Source organism: Paradesertivirga mongoliensis, assembly GCF_024436395.1.
Taxonomy (GTDB): domain Bacteria; phylum Bacteroidota; class Bacteroidia; order Sphingobacteriales; family Sphingobacteriaceae; genus Paradesertivirga; species Paradesertivirga mongoliensis.
The window spans coordinates 700212-714912 of record NZ_JAFMZO010000003.1 but is presented as its reverse complement, the minus strand read 5'-3'; the positions used below and the strand labels follow the sequence as shown (position 1 = coordinate 714912).

The window sequence follows — 14701 nt, the reverse complement described above, 5'->3', positions numbered from 1 at the left end:
ATGGAAGCAGTAGCAAAATTAAATGATTGCCCTACCTCACCTCGTAAAATGCGATTGGTTGTTGACCTGATCCGTGGTGAACGTGTAGAGAAAGCGTTATACATCTTAAAGTATACAAATAAAGAAGCAGCACAAAGAGTTGAGAAACTGTTACTGTCTGCAATAAAAAACTGGGAAGCTAAGAACGAAGGTCAGCGTCCTGAAGACAACGAATTGTTTGTAAAAACAGTTACTGTTGACGGAGGCCGCCAATTAAAAAGACTTAGACCAGCTCCTCAGGGTCGTGGTCACAGAATTCGTAAGCGTTCAAACCACGTAACTATCATCGTAGATACAAAAAACGTTCAAACTGAAACTAAATAAGGAATGGGACAGAAAGCACATCCAATAGGTAACAGATTAGGAATCATCAAAGGTTGGGATTCTAACTGGTTCGGTGGCAACAACTACTCCGATAAATTAGTTGAAGACGAAAAAATCAGAAAGTACATCGCTGCACGTATTGCAAAAGGTGGTATTTCTAAAGTAGTTATTGAGCGTACATTAAAGCGTATTACTGTTACTATTCACACGGCTCGTCCGGGAATCGTAATCGGTAAAGGTGGACAAGAAGTAGACAGATTGAAGGAAGAGCTTAAAAAGCTTACTAAGAAAGACGTTCAAATCAACATCTTTGAGATCAAACGTCCCGAATTAGACGCTCAGTTGGTTGGCGAAGGTATCGCTAAACAATTAGAGGCCCGTATTTCTTTCCGTCGTGCAATGAAAACAACAATTGCGTCAACCATGAGAATGGGGGCTGAAGGAATTAAAGTAATGTGTTCAGGCCGTTTAGGTGGTGCCGAGATGGCGCGTACCGAGCAGTATAAAGAAGGAAGAATTCCTTTGCATACTTTCCGTGCCGATATCGACTATGCTTTAGCAGAAGCTCTTACTACTTATGGTAAGATTGGTGTTAAGGTATGGATCTGTAAAGGTGAAGTTTACGGAAAGCGTGATCTTTCTCCTAACATTGGTCAAACTGCAGGTGTAAGAGGCAGAGATGGTGCTGAAGCTGGTGGTTTTGCCGGTGGTGCAGACAGACGTGCTGGCGGAAATGACAGACGCGGTGGCGGCAACGACAGACGTGGCGGTGATAACCGTGGCGGTGGTCAAAATCGTGGCGGCGGACCTGGTGCTAACCGTGGCGGCGGTCAAAATCGCGGTGGCGGCGCTGGTGCAGGCGGCTTTAGAGGAAAGAAATAATTTAAATTTTAGACATCGTTTTTCGATAAATATATAAGAACATGTTACAGCCAAAAAGAACGAAGTTCAGGAAGATGCAAAAAGGCAAAATGAAAGGTCTCGCCACTCGTGGTGCAGAACTAGCATTTGGTTCTTTTGGAATTAAATCACTGGAACCAGCCTGGATTACCAGTCGCCAGATTGAAGCAGCTCGTATCGCGGTTACCCGTTTTATGAAACGTGAAGGTCAGGTGTGGATCCGTATTTTCCCTGATAAACCAGTTACCAAAAAACCTGCGGAAGTACGTATGGGTAAAGGTAAAGGTGCTCCAGAATACTGGGTTGCAGTAGTGCGTCCAGGTAGAATGATATTTGAAGCTGAAGGTGTGCCTTTGGAAGTAGCCAAAGAGGCATTACGTTTAGCCGCTCAAAAATTACCCGTTCAAACTAAATTCGTCCTGCGTAGGGATTACGTAGAGGCTTAATCTCTAAAGAAAGAAAAAACAAATGAAAAACTCAGAAATTTTAGAGCTATCTACTGAAGAGATCGTTGCGAGAATTAATGAAGAACGAGCAAACCTTACTAAGTTAAGATTTGCACACACGGTATCTGCGATTGAAAATCCTCTTAGGATCAATAAAATCCGTAAAGATATCGCTCGTTTAAACACAGAATTGACTAACCGCAAGGCGCAGTCCGCTTCTGAAACAAAATAATTTTATACTCCAAATGGAAAGAAAATTAAGAAAAACACGTATCGGGCTCGTGGTTAGCAACAAGATGGAGAAATCTATCGTGGTAGCTGTAGAAAGAAAAGTAAAGCACCCGATTTATGGTAAGTTCGTGAAGAAGACTACCAAATTTATGGCTCATGACGAAACTAACACATGTGGTATCGGTGATACTGTTGTTATAATGGAGACTCGTCCGCTGAGTAAAACTAAAAACTGGAGATTAGTTGAAATTTTAGAAAGGGCTAAGTAACATGGTACAACAGGAATCAAGACTGAATGTTGCTGACAACAGCGGAGCTAAAGAAGTTTTAGTTATCCGTGTTCTTGGCGGTACCGGCAAGCGTTATGCATCTGTAGGCGATAAAATCGTTGTTACGGTGAAAAGCGCGCTTCCATCAGGTAACGTTAAGAAGGGAACTGTTTCAAAAGCAGTTGTTGTTAGAACTAAGAAAGAAGTAAGACGTAAAGACGGTTCTTACATTCGCTTCGACGATAACGCAGCAGTATTATTAAATGCACAAGACGAGCCACGTGGTACACGTATCTTTGGCCCGGTTGCAAGAGAACTGCGTGAAAAACAATTCATGAAAATTGTATCATTAGCACCGGAGGTACTATAACATGCAGAAGAAATTAAATATAATACCTAAGCTTAAGATCCGTAAAGGGGATTTAGTGCAGGTAATGGCCGGAGATTCAAAGGGAAAGCAAGGCAAAATAACAGAGGTAATTCTTAAAACGAATCGTGCGATTGTTGAAGGTGCTAATATGGTATCTAAGCATACTAAGCCTAGCGCTACTAATCCAAACGGGGGTATTGTTAAGAAGGAAGCTTCAATACATGTGTCTAACTTAATGGTTATCGACGCAAAGACAGGTAAGCCAAGCCGTGTGGGTAAGAAAAAAAATGCTGAAGGAAAATCGGTTCGTATAACCAAAAAATCTGGAGAGGAAATTAAGTTATGACATACGTTCCTAGATTAAAATCTAAATATAAAGAAGAGATCCGCACTGCGCTTAAAGATAAATTTCAATACAAAAGCGTAATGCAGGTTCCAAAGCTTCAGAAAATTGCAATCAACCAAGGGGTTGGTGCTGCAACAACTGATAAGAAGTTAATTGAGACTGCAATTAATGAGCTTAGCACCATTACAGGTCAGCAAGCCGTAGCTGCAAAATCTAAAAAAGATATTTCAAACTTCAAATTACGTAAAGGGATGCCAGTTGGCGTTCGTGTAACATTGCGCGACACTCATATGTACGAGTTCCTTGATCGTTTAATTTCTGTTGCTTTGCCTCGTATCCGTGATTTCAAAGGAATCAATGATAAAGGTTTTGACGGACGTGGAAACTATACTTTAGGTATCACTGAGCAAATCATTTTCCCTGAGATCAACATTGACAAGATCAACAAGATCATGGGTATGGATATCACATTCGTAACTTCTGCTGATAACGATGTTGAAGCACTTGAGTTACTTAAACAATTCGGTTTACCATTTAAAAATCAAGCAGTAAACAATGGCTAAGGAAGGTGTAAAAGCACGCGAAGTAAAACGTGCAAAATTAGTTGCCAAGTACGCTGAGAAAAGAGCAGCCTTAAAAGCTGAAGGTGATTTTGTTGGATTAGACAAACTCCCTAAAAACTCTTCACCTGTACGTTTGCACAATCGTTGTAAATTAACAGGTCGTCCTCGCGGATATATGCGTCAGTTCGGTATTTCACGGGTAACATTCCGTGAAATGGCTTTGGCTGGCAAGATACCGGGAGTTAAAAAAGCAAGCTGGTAAGCATATAAGTCAAAATTTAAAAGTAAAAATTCAAAAAAAGTACTGGTGTGCTGCTTTGAATTTCTACTTTTGACTTTTTAATTTGAAAATTAACCGATGGAAGGTCGTCCCGATGTATCGGGAAGGAAACCACCATCATAACAAACAATAATGAATACAGATCCAATAGCAGATTATCTTACGAGAGTAAGGAATGCCATCAAGGCCAACCACAGGGTTGTAGAAATTCCTGCATCAAACCTCAAAAAGGAAATTACCAAAGTACTTTTTGACAAAGGTTACATCGCCAACTATAAGTTTGACGATAATATTGTACAAGGCACAATTAAAATCGCTTTGAAATATCATCCGATTACTAAAGTTTCTGCTATTCGCACTTTAGCCCGTGTGAGTAAGCCAGGTTTGAGAAAGTATGCAGGTGTTGAAAAAATGCCACGAGTATTAAACGGTTTAGGGATCGCTATCCTTTCCACTTCTAAAGGTGTAATGACTGATAAGGAAGCCCGGAACTTGAACATCGGTGGTGAAGTTTTATGTTACGTTTATTAATCAAAGGAGATTAAACGATGTCAAGAATAGGAAAAGCCCCAATCGCTATCCCAAGTGGAGTTACCGTTACAGTTTCTGCTGATAACGTTGTTACTATCAAGGGAGCAAAAGGAGAATTAACCCAGAAGGTTGATTCGGATATTACAATTTCTCAGGAAGACGGACAAATCATTGTTCAGCGTCCTTCAGATCAGAAACGTCATAAAGCATTGCACGGTTTGTATCGCTCACTTTTAAACAATATGGTTAAAGGTGTTACAGAAGGATATAAATTAGAGCAGGAATTAGTGGGTGTGGGTTACCGTGCTACTAACGCCGGCAACACGTTAGACCTTGTATTAGGTTATTCTCACCATTATGTATTTGAGCTTCCGAAAGAGATTAAGGTTGCTACAACTGCAGAAAAAGGTAAGAACCCAACAATTATATTAGAGAGTATCGACAAACAATTATTAGGACAAGTAGCTGCAAAGATCCGTTCGCTACGCGCTCCTGAGCCTTACAAAGGTAAAGGTATCAAGTTTGTAGGTGAAGAGTTAAGAAGAAAAGCAGGTAAATCTGCAGCTAAAAAATAATAATCATGGCAGGAATTAAATTATCTCGCAGAGAGCGAATTAAACAGGGCATCAGAAAAAGATTGTCTGGTTCTGCTGAGCGTCCTCGTTTGTCAGTATACAGAAGCAATAAAGGTATTTACGCACAGATTATTGATGATATTTCTGGTAAGACACTAGTTTCAGCATCATCTTTATCAAAAGATTTCGCAGGAAGCGGTGCTAAAATTGAGCAGTCAAAAGCAGTAGGTAAACTAGTTGCTGAGAAAGCTAAAGCAGCCGGAATTACCCAAGTGGTATTCGACAGAAATGGTTACTTATACCACGGACGTGTTAAATCACTTGCTGAAGGTGCACGTGAAGGTGGTTTACAATTTTAATCTGAAACGGAAATGTCAACAATAAATATAAAAAGAGTTAAATCAAGCGAAATCGAATTAAAAGATCGCTTAGTAAGTATCCAGCGTGTAGCGAAGGTTACTAAAGGTGGTCGTACTTTCAGTTTCTCGGCAATCGTAGTGGTTGGTGACGAAAACGGAGTAGTAGGTTACGGTCTCGGTAAAGCAAAAGAGGTTACTGAGGCAATTGCTAAAGGTATCGACGATGCTAAAAAGAATCTGGTAAAAGTTCCTGTAATTAATGGAACAGTGCCTCACGAACAATACGGAAAATTCTCGGGCGGATTTGTGTTCATTAAGCCTGCATCTACAGGTACCGGTGTTATCGCTGGTGGTGCGATGCGTGCGGTTTTGGAAAGTGCCGGTGTGCATAACGTATTGGCAAAATCAAAAGGTTCATCTAACCCTCACAACGTGGTGAAAGCAACGATCTCAGCATTATCACAAATGCGTGATGCGTATACTGTGGCTCAACATCGTGGTGTGGAACTATCAAAAGTTTTTAACGGATAATAACCATGGCGAAGATCAAAATAACACAGATAAAAAGCGTTATCGACAGAAGCGAGCGCCAGAAGAGAACCATGCAGGCCTTAGGTTTGAAAAAAATTAACCAGGCTGTTGAAGTTGAGGCTACCCCCGCTATTATCGGGATGGTACGCAAAGTGAATCATTTAGTAGCAGTAGAAAGTATCTAATCATGAACTTAAGTAATTTAAAACCTGCAGAAGGTTCTACAAAAAATAGGAAACGTATCGGTAGAGGTACTGGTTCTGGCCGTGGCGGTACATCAACCCGTGGTCATAAAGGAGCTGGTTCCCGTTCAGGTACATCATCAAAAGTTGGTTTCGAAGGTGGTCAGATGCCTTTGCAACGCCGTACCCCGAAAGTTGGTTTCAAAAATGTGAACCGTGTAGAGTATGTTGGCGTTAACCTTGATGTTTTACAAGCTTTAGCCGAGAAATTCAGTTTAACAACTATCGACTTTGCTGCTTTAAAAGAACACGGATTAATTTCAAAAAACGACCTTGTTAAGATTCTTGGCCGGGGAGAGTTAAAAGCGAAATTAGATGTTTCGGCTCATGCTTTTACAGCTACGGCTCAAAAAGCAATTGAAGCCGCAGGTGGTGCAATTGTTAAATTATAATTAATTAATGAAGAAGCTGTTCACTACACTTTCCAATATCTGGAAAATAGATGATTTAAGAGTGCGTATTTTAAACACACTCTTATTTCTTTTAATTTATCGTATAGGCTCATTTATCGTATTACCGGGCATAAACCCTTTGGCTCTTGAAGCGAAAGGACAAGAAGGACTTTTGGGCCTTCTTAATATGTTCGCCGGAGGCTCGTTTTCTCGTGCCTCTATATTTGCGTTAGGTGTAATGCCTTATATATCGGCATCAATTGTTGTTCAGCTTTTAGGTATCGCTGTTCCATATTTCCAAAAGATGCAGAAGGAGGGTGAAAGCGGACGGAAAAAGATCAATCAGATTACAAGGTACCTTACTGTTGCGATTACATTAATGCAGTCTGTTGCATATGTGCGTACGCAGATCCCCGGTGACGCAATTTTGATGTCTGAGCCATGGTTGACGATTTCATCAATGTTTATATTGACAGCAGGCACATTATTTGTAATGTGGTTGGGCGAGAAGATCACGGATAAAGGTATCGGTAACGGTATTTCTTTAATTATCATGGTTGGAATTATCGCTCAGCTACCAGGAAGCCTTGTTACTGAGTTCCAGTCGAGACTTGCGGGTCAGGGTGGAATTATTCCATTTATTGTTGAGTTAGTTGCCTTGTTCTTCGTTGTTATCTTCACCATCTTAATTGTTCAGGGTGTTAGACGTATCCCGGTACAGTACGCGAAGAAGATTGTTGGAAATAAGCAGTACGGCGGAGTGCGCCAGTACATTCCATTAAAGGTGAATGCCGCCGGAGTTATGCCGATTATATTTGCCCAGGCTATTATGTTTGTGCCGATGGGTATAGCACAGTTTTTTCCTGCTCTGCAGGGAGACTTTCTTACTTCTCTAAGTAATTATACTTCGTTAGCGTATAACCTTACATTCGCATTCCTTATCATTGCATTTACTTTTTTCTATACAGCCATTACCGTTAACCCGGTTCAAATGTCTGATGATATGAAAAAGAACGGCGGCTTTATCCCGGGCGTTAAGCCAGGAAGGGCTACTGGCGATTATATCGATGCAGTGATCTCTAAGATCACCTTGCCAGGTTCGGTGTTTTTGGCCATCGTTGCTGTTTTACCTTCGCTTGCAATTATTTTGGGAGTGAACAGTCAGTTTGCCAGCTTCTTTGGAGGAACATCTTTATTGATCCTCGTGGGAGTAGTCCTGGATACGTTACAACAGATCGAAAGTCATTTGTTAATGCGTCATTACGATGGATTGATGAAGACTGGCAGATTAAAAGGTCGCAATCCAGTAGCTGCTGCTACAGGTTCAGTTATCTAAATCCGATATGCCCAAGGTATATTACAAAACGGACGAAGAAATTGAGCTTATCAGACAGAGTTCCTTACTTGTATCTAAAACCCTTGGTGAAGTTGCAAAGATTATCAGACCTGGGGTTAAGACCATCGAGCTTGATAAATTAGCTGAAGCCTATATCAGAGATCATGGAGGAATACCTGCGTTTTTGAATTACAATGGCTTTCCCTATTCGTTATGTATTTCACCTAACGAGCAAGTGGTACATGGCTTTCCAGGCGAATATACTTTGAAGGACGGCGATATCATTTCGGTTGATTGTGGTGTGATTTTAAATAAGTTCTACGGCGATTCTGCCTATACTTTTGAAGTAGGAGAAGTTGGAGAAGAAACACGGAAATTGCTTGAGGTGACGAAGGAGTGTCTGAAGCTGGGAGTGTCAAAAGCTGTAGCAGGACTTCGTGTTGGAGATATAAGTTATGCCGTGCAGGAGCATGCAGAAAACCACGGATACGGTGTGGTTAAAGAGTTGGTGGGCCATGGAGTAGGATTTAAGCTACATGAAAAGCCTGAGGTTCCAAACTACGGTAAACGTGGATCCGGTGTAAAGCTGGAAGAAGGCATGGTTCTGGCAATTGAGCCTATGATTAATATGGGAAGACCAGGGGTTAAGTTCTGGAAAGATGGGTGGACGGTTAGTTCTGTCGACAGTAAGCCTTCTGCTCATTTTGAACATACGGTGGCAATACGAAAAGGAGAAGCAGACGTTTTGTCGACTTTTGATTTTGTAGAAGAAGTTTTAAAACAAATTAATTAAAATATTAAAATTTTTATTTAATTTTGCAACCCCAAATGTAGGGAGGTAAATTAATAGAAATCAATAAAATATGGCTAAACAAGCCTCTATTGAACAAGACGGTATTATAAAGGAAGCATTATCTAATGCAATGTTCCGTGTTGAGTTAGAAAACGGACATGAGATCATTGCACATATTTCAGGTAAAATGAGGATGCACTACATCAAAATTTTACCAGGTGATAAAGTAAAGCTGGAAATGTCCCCTTATGATTTAACAAAAGGCAGAATAACTTATAGATATAAATAAGATACGAGATGAAAGTTAGAGCATCAATAAAAAAACGTAGTGCTGATTGCAAGATAATCCGCCGTAAGGGGAAGCTTTACGTGATTAACAAAAAGAACCCAAAGTATAAACAGCGTCAGGGATAAGAAATTTTGAAGGTCAAAGGATTGAATGATGGTAATTAATCGTTCATTCATTCACTCCTTCAATCATTCAACTATTTAAACAAAATATGGCAAGGATAGCAGGTATTGATTTACCAAGAAACAAAAGAGGAGAAATCGGACTTACCTACATTTTCGGTATAGGACGTACCACCGCTCAGAATATCTTAACTGAAGCTGGTATCGACTGGAATGTTAAAGTACAAGACTGGACCGATGAGCAATTAACAGCAATACGTACAATCATCAACGATAGAATTAAAGTTGAAGGTGCTCTGCGTTCTGAAGTTCAATTGAATATTAAGCGTTTAATGGACATCGGATGTTACCGCGGACTTCGTCATCGTAAAGGATTGCCTGTACGTGGACAAAGGACTAAGAACAACACCCGTACTCGTAAAGGGAAACGTAAAACAGTTGCTAACAAGAAGAAGGCTACTAAATAGAACTAATTAGATGTGAGATATTAGACTATCCAGGCTAAGTTTCACGGAATAAATTAAGATAACTGGAGATCGAGGTACCGGGACAGAGAGTATAATCTCATATCTCACCATCTCAGATCTCAAATCTCAAAAAAATGGCAAAGACTAAAAAAGTTACCAAAAAGCGTATTGTTGTTATTGAGCCGGTAGGCCAGGCACATATCAACGCTACCTTCAACAACATCATTGTAACCTTAACAAATCTACAGGGACAAACTATCTCGTGGTCTTCTGCTGGTAAAATGGGTTTCAAGGGTTCGAAGAAAAATACTCCATATGCAGCAGGTCAGGCAGCATCCGATTGCGGAAAAGTTGCTTTTGATTTGGGCTTACGTAAAGTAGAGGTTTTCGTTAAAGGACCTGGATCTGGTCGTGAATCCGCTATTCGCACACTGCAAACAGCCGGAATTGAAGTAACAACAATTAAGGATATTACTCCGCTTCCTCACAACGGTTGTCGTCCGCCTAAAAGAAGAAGAGTTTAATTGAGGTGAAAGCTGAGAGGCTACTAAAGAGCTTCAATTAAAAAGATAATAAATTAAATAAAGATAAGATTCAGCGGCTGCGGGCCGTATGATACTTTAAGTACAAAAACATGGCAAGATACACAGGACCCAAGTCCAAAATCGCCCGTAAGTTCAAGGAACCAATTTTTGGTCCTGACAAGGCATTAGAAAGAAAAAACTATCCTCCTGGGATGCACGGCGTTTCAAAGCGCAGAGGTAAAAAATCTGAGTATGCAGTTCAGTTGATGGAGAAACAAAAGGTAAAATATACTTACGGTGTATTAGAGCGTCAGTTCGAAAACCTTTTTCACAAAGCCTCTTCTAAAGAAGGTATCACCGGTGAAAACCTTCTGAAATTCTTAGAAGCCCGTTTAGATAATGCTGTATACCGTTTAGGCATCGCGCCTACTCGTTCTGCTGCCCGCCAGTTAGTGAGCCACAAACACATTACTGTTAACGGAGAGCTTGTAAATATTCCTTCTTATTCTTTACGTGCAGGCGATGTGATCGCGGTTCGTGAGCGTTCACAAACGCTTGAAGCTATCACTACTTCAGTAGCCGGCCGTATGATAAACAAACATAGTTGGTTAGAGTGGGATGCTAATAATCTAACAGGAAAATTCCTGAGCTATCCTAACCGTGATGAGATTCCTGAAAATATCAAGGAAAACCTTATCGTCGAGTTATACTCTAAGTAAAAAATTAATGCTGTTCGCCTTAGGCGGACAGCTTTTACAGTTTAAAAAACATTAACTGAACATAAATGGCAATATTAGCATTCCAGAAACCTGATAAAGTTATCATGCAGAAATCTACGGATTTCGACGGTACATTTGAATTTCGTCCGCTAGAACCAGGTTTCGGTATTACCATTGGTAATGCTTTACGTCGTATCCTTTTATCTTCTTTAGAAGGTTTCGCAATTACTTCTGTTCGTTTCTCAGGAGTATCTCATGAGTTCTCTACCATTAAAGGTGTTGTAGAGGATGTTACTGAGATTATTCTGAACCTGAAACAAGTACGTTTTAAGAAATCTGAAGAGGCTAGTGATACCGAAAAAATATTTGTGATCATTAACGGTCAGGATCAATTTAAAGCTGGTGATATCACTCGTTTCTCTAACAACTTTACAGTTCTGAATCCTGATCATGTTATCTGTAACATGGATGCTTCGGTAACTCTGGAACTGGAGTTGACTGTGAACAAAGGTAGAGGTTACATTGCTGCCGAAGAAAACAAGAGTGTTGAAGGTCCTTTAGGTGTAATTGCAATCGATTCAATTTATACGCCTATTAAGAATGTTAAATACACTATTGAAAATTACCGTGTTGAGCAAAAAACCGACTATGAGAAGTTGGTTCTTGATATCACCACTGATGGTTCAATTCATCCTGAGGATGCTTTAAAAGAAGCAGCGAAGATTTTGATCCACCACTTCCTTTTATTTTCTGACGAGAACATTATGCTCGAGGCTCAGGCTAAAGAAGAAACTAAGGAAGTTGATGAGGAGATTCTTCATATGCGTAAGATCTTGAAAACTGAATTGGTAGATTTAGATCTTTCAGTACGTGCATTGAATTGCTTAAAAGCAGCGGATATCCGTACTCTTGCAGATCTTGTTTCTTATGATGTTGCTGATATGTTAAAGTTCAGAAACTTCGGTAAGAAATCATTAACGGAGATTCAGGATTTGGTTAAATCAAAAGGTCTTTCTTTTGGTATGAACCTATCAAAGTTTAAGTTAGAAGAAGAATAACCCAGTGCCTGAAGGGCTTTGGGAATAATGACAAATAAGCGATTTGCATAATTCCTTCCCGACAAGCTAGTTGTCGGGAAACGGTATGCACGTGAAAAACGAAAAAACAATATGAGACACGGTAAAAAACACAACCATTTAGGACGTACCACCAGCCATCGCAGAGCGATGTTAGCTAATATGGCGTCATCGCTTATAGAGCACAAGCGCATTACAACAACATTGGCGAAAGCAAAAGCTTTACGCGTTTATGTTGAGCCTCTGATTACAAAGTCGAAAAACGATACTACTCACTCTCGTCGTGTGGTTTTCAGCTATCTTCAAAACAAAGATGTTGTAGCTGAACTATTCCGTGATGTTGCGGCAAAGGTTGCAAATCGTCCGGGTGGTTATACTCGTATCATTAAACTAGAAAATCGTTTTGGTGATAACGCTGAAATGGCAATGATCGAATTGGTTGACTATAACACAGTTTATACTACTGAAGCGCCTGCTCAACCAGAGAAAAAAGCTACAAGAAGACGTGGCGGATCTGGTAAAGCTAAGAAGGCTGATGCTCCTGTTGCTGCAACAGAAGAGACGGCAACTGAAGAGGTGGCTCCGGAGGCTTCTGCAGAAGCTTCTAACGACGCTCCGGCTGCTGAAGGTAATGCTGATGCGACTGAAGAGAAAGCTTAAGCTTTTAGATTTAAAATAAAAAAAAGCCCTTCGATATTCGAAGGGCTTTTTTTGTGCCTGGATATCTATATTACCAAAGCTTGTTTGGATATACACCATTTTCAATCAAATCAGCGATGCTTTTTTGAACGATTGGTTTATCTTCTTTGTATGTAACTCCGAACCACTTAGAAGATGTTGGAATAACTTTAAACTGAGCCTGTCCGGTTTTGACTAATTCTTCGGCCATTAAAGGAATAAAGAATTCGGCTTTCGGATTATTTTCGTTCGCTTCTACAAAGCGTTTAAACATAGGTTCAGTCAATTTAAAAATCGCGGGACTGAATCCCCAGAAATTCATTGAAGCACGGGCATCAGCATCCAGAGGTGTTGTATTGCCGTTGTCGTCTTCGTAAACAATTACGCCATCTTTAGCATATACTTTAGTCCGCTCGTTTATTTCTTCGAGGTTTCCGTTAGAAACTTTGCAGATACCGCGTGAAACAGAACCATATTCAGACAAGGTTTTGTCTACTTCGTAACCCATTAGAGAGAAATAATCATCGCGAACCTCGTTATTTAAGAAGTTGGCCATTTTTTCGAATGCATCATATCCGTAGTAGTCGTCGGCGTTGATTACACAGAAAGGCTCGTTAATTTGTTTGCTGGCTTCTAACACCGCATGGCCCGTTCCCCAGGGTTTTTGACGCTCGATTTGTTTGTCGATGCCATATTTTGTTAAATCGTAGCTCTGAAATACATAGTCAATCTCTACTTTTCCTTTAAGCTTCGGTTCGAAGATGTTTTTAAAGCTTTCGTGAAATTCTTCCCGGATAATAAAGGTTACTTTTCCGAATCCTGCTTTGATAGCATCGTGGATAGAATAATCAATAATTGTTTCATTGTTAGGACCGAATCCGTCCACTTGTTTCATGCTTCCGTAGCGGCTGGCCATCCCAGCAGCAAGTATTAATAAGGTTGGTTTCATTCTGCTAAATTATAAAATGAATTTTAATTAAAACGACGATTAATAAACTCCCTATTAAGAACAATTTGGTCGGAATTGTTTGAGCAGAAATTAAAAAGGCAACGAAATAAATTACTTCGCTGCCTTTTATTTGGGTCCTATGAATAAATATAAACGAGCCCTTACATGAATTATTTTGCGGGACCGCTTTTATTTTACATTTCTAAAATCCTGGTCTACTTTAACGGCTAAAAGCGCTTCATATATCAGGCGGATTACATTGTCTACGTCTTCTTTATGTACCATCTCTACGGTAGTGTGCATGTAGCGCAACGGCAGAGATATTAAGGCAGACACTACGCCATCGTTTGAATATGCAAAAGCATCCGTATCGGTGCCTGTCCAGCGCGACGATGCCTGTCTTTGGAAAGGGATCTGAGCGTCTTCAGCGGCTTTAATCAAAAGCTTATTCAAGTTTATCTGCACAGAAGGGGCATATGATACCACCGGTCCTTTACCACAAGCGAGGTCGCCCTGAACAACTTTGTTAATCATCGGTGTTTGAGTATCGTGTGTAACATCGGTGATAATTGCAAGGTTGGGTTTGATTCTGTTCGCAATCATTTCGGCACCTCTTAAGCCTACTTCTTCCTGAACGGCATTGACGATATACAATCCGAAAGGAAGGGTTTTGTTATTCTCTTTCAATAATCTCGCAACTTCGGCGATCATAAAGCCACCTACGCGGTTATCCAAAGCTCGACCCACATAATACCTGTCGTTCAAAACCATGAATTCGTCCTCATAGGTTATCACACAGCCCACATGCACACCGAGAGCCTCAACTTCTTCTTTGGTTGTGCAGCCGCAATCCAGGAAAATATTTTTTAAAGTGGGAGTCTCTTCTTTTTCGCCGTTACGTGTGTGGATTGCAGGCCAGCCAAAGACAGCTTTTACAATGCCTTTATCAGTATGGATGTTTACCCGTTTTGACGGAGCAATCTGGTGATCAGAACCACCATTACGTATTACGTAGATTAAACCATCTTTGGTGATATAGTTTACAAACCATGAAATCTCGTCGGAGTGGGCTTCAATTACAACTTTATATTTTGCTTTTGGATTGATAACGCCAACTGCTGTACCGTAGTTGTCTACATAATGCTCGTCGATGTAGGGTTTGATATAATCCAGCCATAGGCGCTGTCCTTCCCACTCAAAACCGGTGGGCGAAGGGTTGTTAATATATGTCTCGAGAAAACTCAAAGATTTCTCCGTTACAACAGGTATATGCTTTTTTTCTTCTTCTTTTTTTTCACTCATGTTATTGTTTGCTAAGGCCACAAATATAGTAAACCACCTAAAAGGGCA

Annotated in this window: 26 protein-coding genes; 24 read left to right on the top strand and 2 right to left on the bottom strand. The window is 40.4% G+C overall.

All coding sequences use genetic code 11. The features are described 5' to 3' along the window. From rplV to rplQ, 24 genes are all read left to right on the top strand, one after another. Entirely contained in the window at nt 1-363 is a 363-nt protein-coding gene (gene rplV, locus J3P43_RS14455) for a 50S ribosomal protein L22 (protein WP_255903623.1), read from the top strand. A gap of 3 nt (nt 364-366) precedes the next feature. Next, on the top strand, nt 367-1245 hold the full coding sequence (gene rpsC, locus J3P43_RS14450) for a 30S ribosomal protein S3 (RefSeq protein WP_255903621.1): 879 nt from the start codon (nt 367-369) through the stop codon (nt 1243-1245). 41 nt (nt 1246-1286) lie between these two features. Continuing rightward, the gene (gene rplP / locus J3P43_RS14445) at nt 1287-1709 is read left to right on the top strand and encodes a 50S ribosomal protein L16 (RefSeq protein WP_255903619.1); all 423 of its coding nucleotides are present in this window, start codon (nt 1287-1289) and stop codon (nt 1707-1709) included. A gap of 22 nt (nt 1710-1731) precedes the next feature. Continuing rightward, the gene (rpmC, locus tag J3P43_RS14440) at nt 1732-1941 is read left to right on the top strand and encodes a 50S ribosomal protein L29 (protein WP_255903617.1); all 210 of its coding nucleotides are present in this window, start codon (nt 1732-1734) and stop codon (nt 1939-1941) included. A gap of 13 nt (nt 1942-1954) precedes the next feature. Continuing rightward, nucleotides 1955-2209, top strand: coding sequence for a 30S ribosomal protein S17 (gene rpsQ, locus J3P43_RS14435; protein ID WP_255903615.1), 255 nt, complete (start codon nt 1955-1957; stop codon nt 2207-2209). Between the two features lies 1 nt (nt 2210). Continuing rightward, a complete protein-coding gene (rplN, locus tag J3P43_RS14430; protein ID WP_255903613.1) occupies nt 2211-2579 on the top strand; it encodes a 50S ribosomal protein L14 in 369 nt (122 codons plus the stop codon). A 1-nt stretch (nt 2580) separates the two neighbouring features. Continuing rightward, on the top strand, nt 2581-2925 hold the full coding sequence (gene rplX, locus J3P43_RS14425; RefSeq protein ID WP_255903611.1) for a 50S ribosomal protein L24: 345 nt from the start codon (nt 2581-2583) through the stop codon (nt 2923-2925). Further along, on the top strand, nt 2922-3488 hold the full coding sequence (rplE, locus tag J3P43_RS14420; protein ID WP_255903609.1) for a 50S ribosomal protein L5: 567 nt from the start codon (nt 2922-2924) through the stop codon (nt 3486-3488). Before rplX ends, rplE begins: the two co-directional genes overlap by 4 nt. After that, a complete protein-coding gene (gene rpsN / locus J3P43_RS14415; RefSeq protein WP_255903606.1) occupies nt 3481-3750 on the top strand; it encodes a 30S ribosomal protein S14 in 270 nt (89 codons plus the stop codon). The genes rplE and rpsN overlap by 8 nt, the downstream gene beginning before the upstream one ends. A gap of 150 nt (nt 3751-3900) precedes the next feature. Next, complete coding sequence (gene rpsH / locus J3P43_RS14410; RefSeq protein WP_305121774.1) at nt 3901-4299, top strand: 30S ribosomal protein S8; 399 nt, start codon at nt 3901-3903, stop codon at nt 4297-4299. 17 nt (nt 4300-4316) lie between these two features. Next, a complete protein-coding gene (gene rplF / locus J3P43_RS14405; RefSeq protein WP_255903604.1) occupies nt 4317-4874 on the top strand; it encodes a 50S ribosomal protein L6 in 558 nt (185 codons plus the stop codon). Nucleotides 4875-4879: 5 nt separating this feature from the next. Further along, nucleotides 4880-5233 (top strand): 50S ribosomal protein L18, encoded by a 354-nt coding sequence (rplR, locus tag J3P43_RS14400; protein WP_255903602.1) that lies wholly within the window; start codon nt 4880-4882, stop codon nt 5231-5233. Between the two features lie 12 nt (nt 5234-5245). Further along, a complete protein-coding gene (gene rpsE, locus J3P43_RS14395) occupies nt 5246-5764 on the top strand; it encodes a 30S ribosomal protein S5 (protein WP_255903600.1) in 519 nt (172 codons plus the stop codon). Between the two features lie 5 nt (nt 5765-5769). Continuing rightward, complete coding sequence (rpmD, locus tag J3P43_RS14390; protein WP_255903598.1) at nt 5770-5949, top strand: 50S ribosomal protein L30; 180 nt, start codon at nt 5770-5772, stop codon at nt 5947-5949. A 2-nt stretch (nt 5950-5951) separates the two neighbouring features. Continuing rightward, the gene (gene rplO / locus J3P43_RS14385; RefSeq protein ID WP_255903596.1) at nt 5952-6398 is read left to right on the top strand and encodes a 50S ribosomal protein L15; all 447 of its coding nucleotides are present in this window, start codon (nt 5952-5954) and stop codon (nt 6396-6398) included. Between the two features lie 7 nt (nt 6399-6405). After that, on the top strand, nt 6406-7734 hold the full coding sequence (secY, locus tag J3P43_RS14380) for a preprotein translocase subunit SecY (RefSeq protein WP_255903594.1): 1329 nt from the start codon (nt 6406-6408) through the stop codon (nt 7732-7734). A 7-nt stretch (nt 7735-7741) separates the two neighbouring features. Next, nucleotides 7742-8527 (top strand): type I methionyl aminopeptidase, encoded by a 786-nt coding sequence (gene map, locus J3P43_RS14375; protein WP_255903592.1) that lies wholly within the window; start codon nt 7742-7744, stop codon nt 8525-8527. Nucleotides 8528-8597: 70 nt separating this feature from the next. After that, entirely contained in the window at nt 8598-8816 is a 219-nt protein-coding gene (infA, locus tag J3P43_RS14370) for a translation initiation factor IF-1 (protein ID WP_021071231.1), read from the top strand. A gap of 8 nt (nt 8817-8824) precedes the next feature. Then, on the top strand, nt 8825-8941 hold the full coding sequence (gene rpmJ / locus J3P43_RS14365; protein ID WP_008506259.1) for a 50S ribosomal protein L36: 117 nt from the start codon (nt 8825-8827) through the stop codon (nt 8939-8941). 86 nt (nt 8942-9027) lie between these two features. Then, the gene (gene rpsM / locus J3P43_RS14360; protein WP_255903589.1) at nt 9028-9405 is read left to right on the top strand and encodes a 30S ribosomal protein S13; all 378 of its coding nucleotides are present in this window, start codon (nt 9028-9030) and stop codon (nt 9403-9405) included. A 134-nt stretch (nt 9406-9539) separates the two neighbouring features. Next, nucleotides 9540-9929 carry a 30S ribosomal protein S11 gene (rpsK, locus tag J3P43_RS14355; RefSeq protein ID WP_255903586.1) on the top strand — a complete coding sequence of 130 codons (390 nt, stop codon included), beginning with the start codon at nt 9540-9542 and terminating at the stop codon, nt 9927-9929. A 110-nt stretch (nt 9930-10039) separates the two neighbouring features. Beyond that, entirely contained in the window at nt 10040-10648 is a 609-nt protein-coding gene (rpsD, locus tag J3P43_RS14350; protein ID WP_255903584.1) for a 30S ribosomal protein S4, read from the top strand. A 65-nt stretch (nt 10649-10713) separates the two neighbouring features. Beyond that, on the top strand, nt 10714-11706 hold the full coding sequence (locus J3P43_RS14345; protein ID WP_255903582.1) for a DNA-directed RNA polymerase subunit alpha: 993 nt from the start codon (nt 10714-10716) through the stop codon (nt 11704-11706). Nucleotides 11707-11817: 111 nt separating this feature from the next. Continuing rightward, nucleotides 11818-12384, top strand: a complete 567-nt coding sequence (gene rplQ / locus J3P43_RS14340; protein WP_255903580.1) for a 50S ribosomal protein L17 — start codon at nt 11818-11820, stop codon at nt 12382-12384. A gap of 70 nt (nt 12385-12454) precedes the next feature. Here rplQ and J3P43_RS14335 read toward each other — a convergent pair whose 3' ends face one another. Both J3P43_RS14335 and J3P43_RS14330 read right to left on the bottom strand, forming a co-directional pair. Beyond that, the gene (locus tag J3P43_RS14335; RefSeq protein ID WP_255903578.1) at nt 12455-13351 is read right to left on the bottom strand and encodes a nucleotidyltransferase family protein; all 897 of its coding nucleotides are present in this window, start codon (nt 13349-13351) and stop codon (nt 12455-12457) included. Between the two features lie 189 nt (nt 13352-13540). After that, nucleotides 13541-14653, bottom strand: coding sequence for a M42 family metallopeptidase (locus J3P43_RS14330; protein ID WP_255903576.1), 1113 nt, complete (start codon nt 14651-14653; stop codon nt 13541-13543). Nucleotides 14654-14701 lie beyond the last annotated feature (48 nt).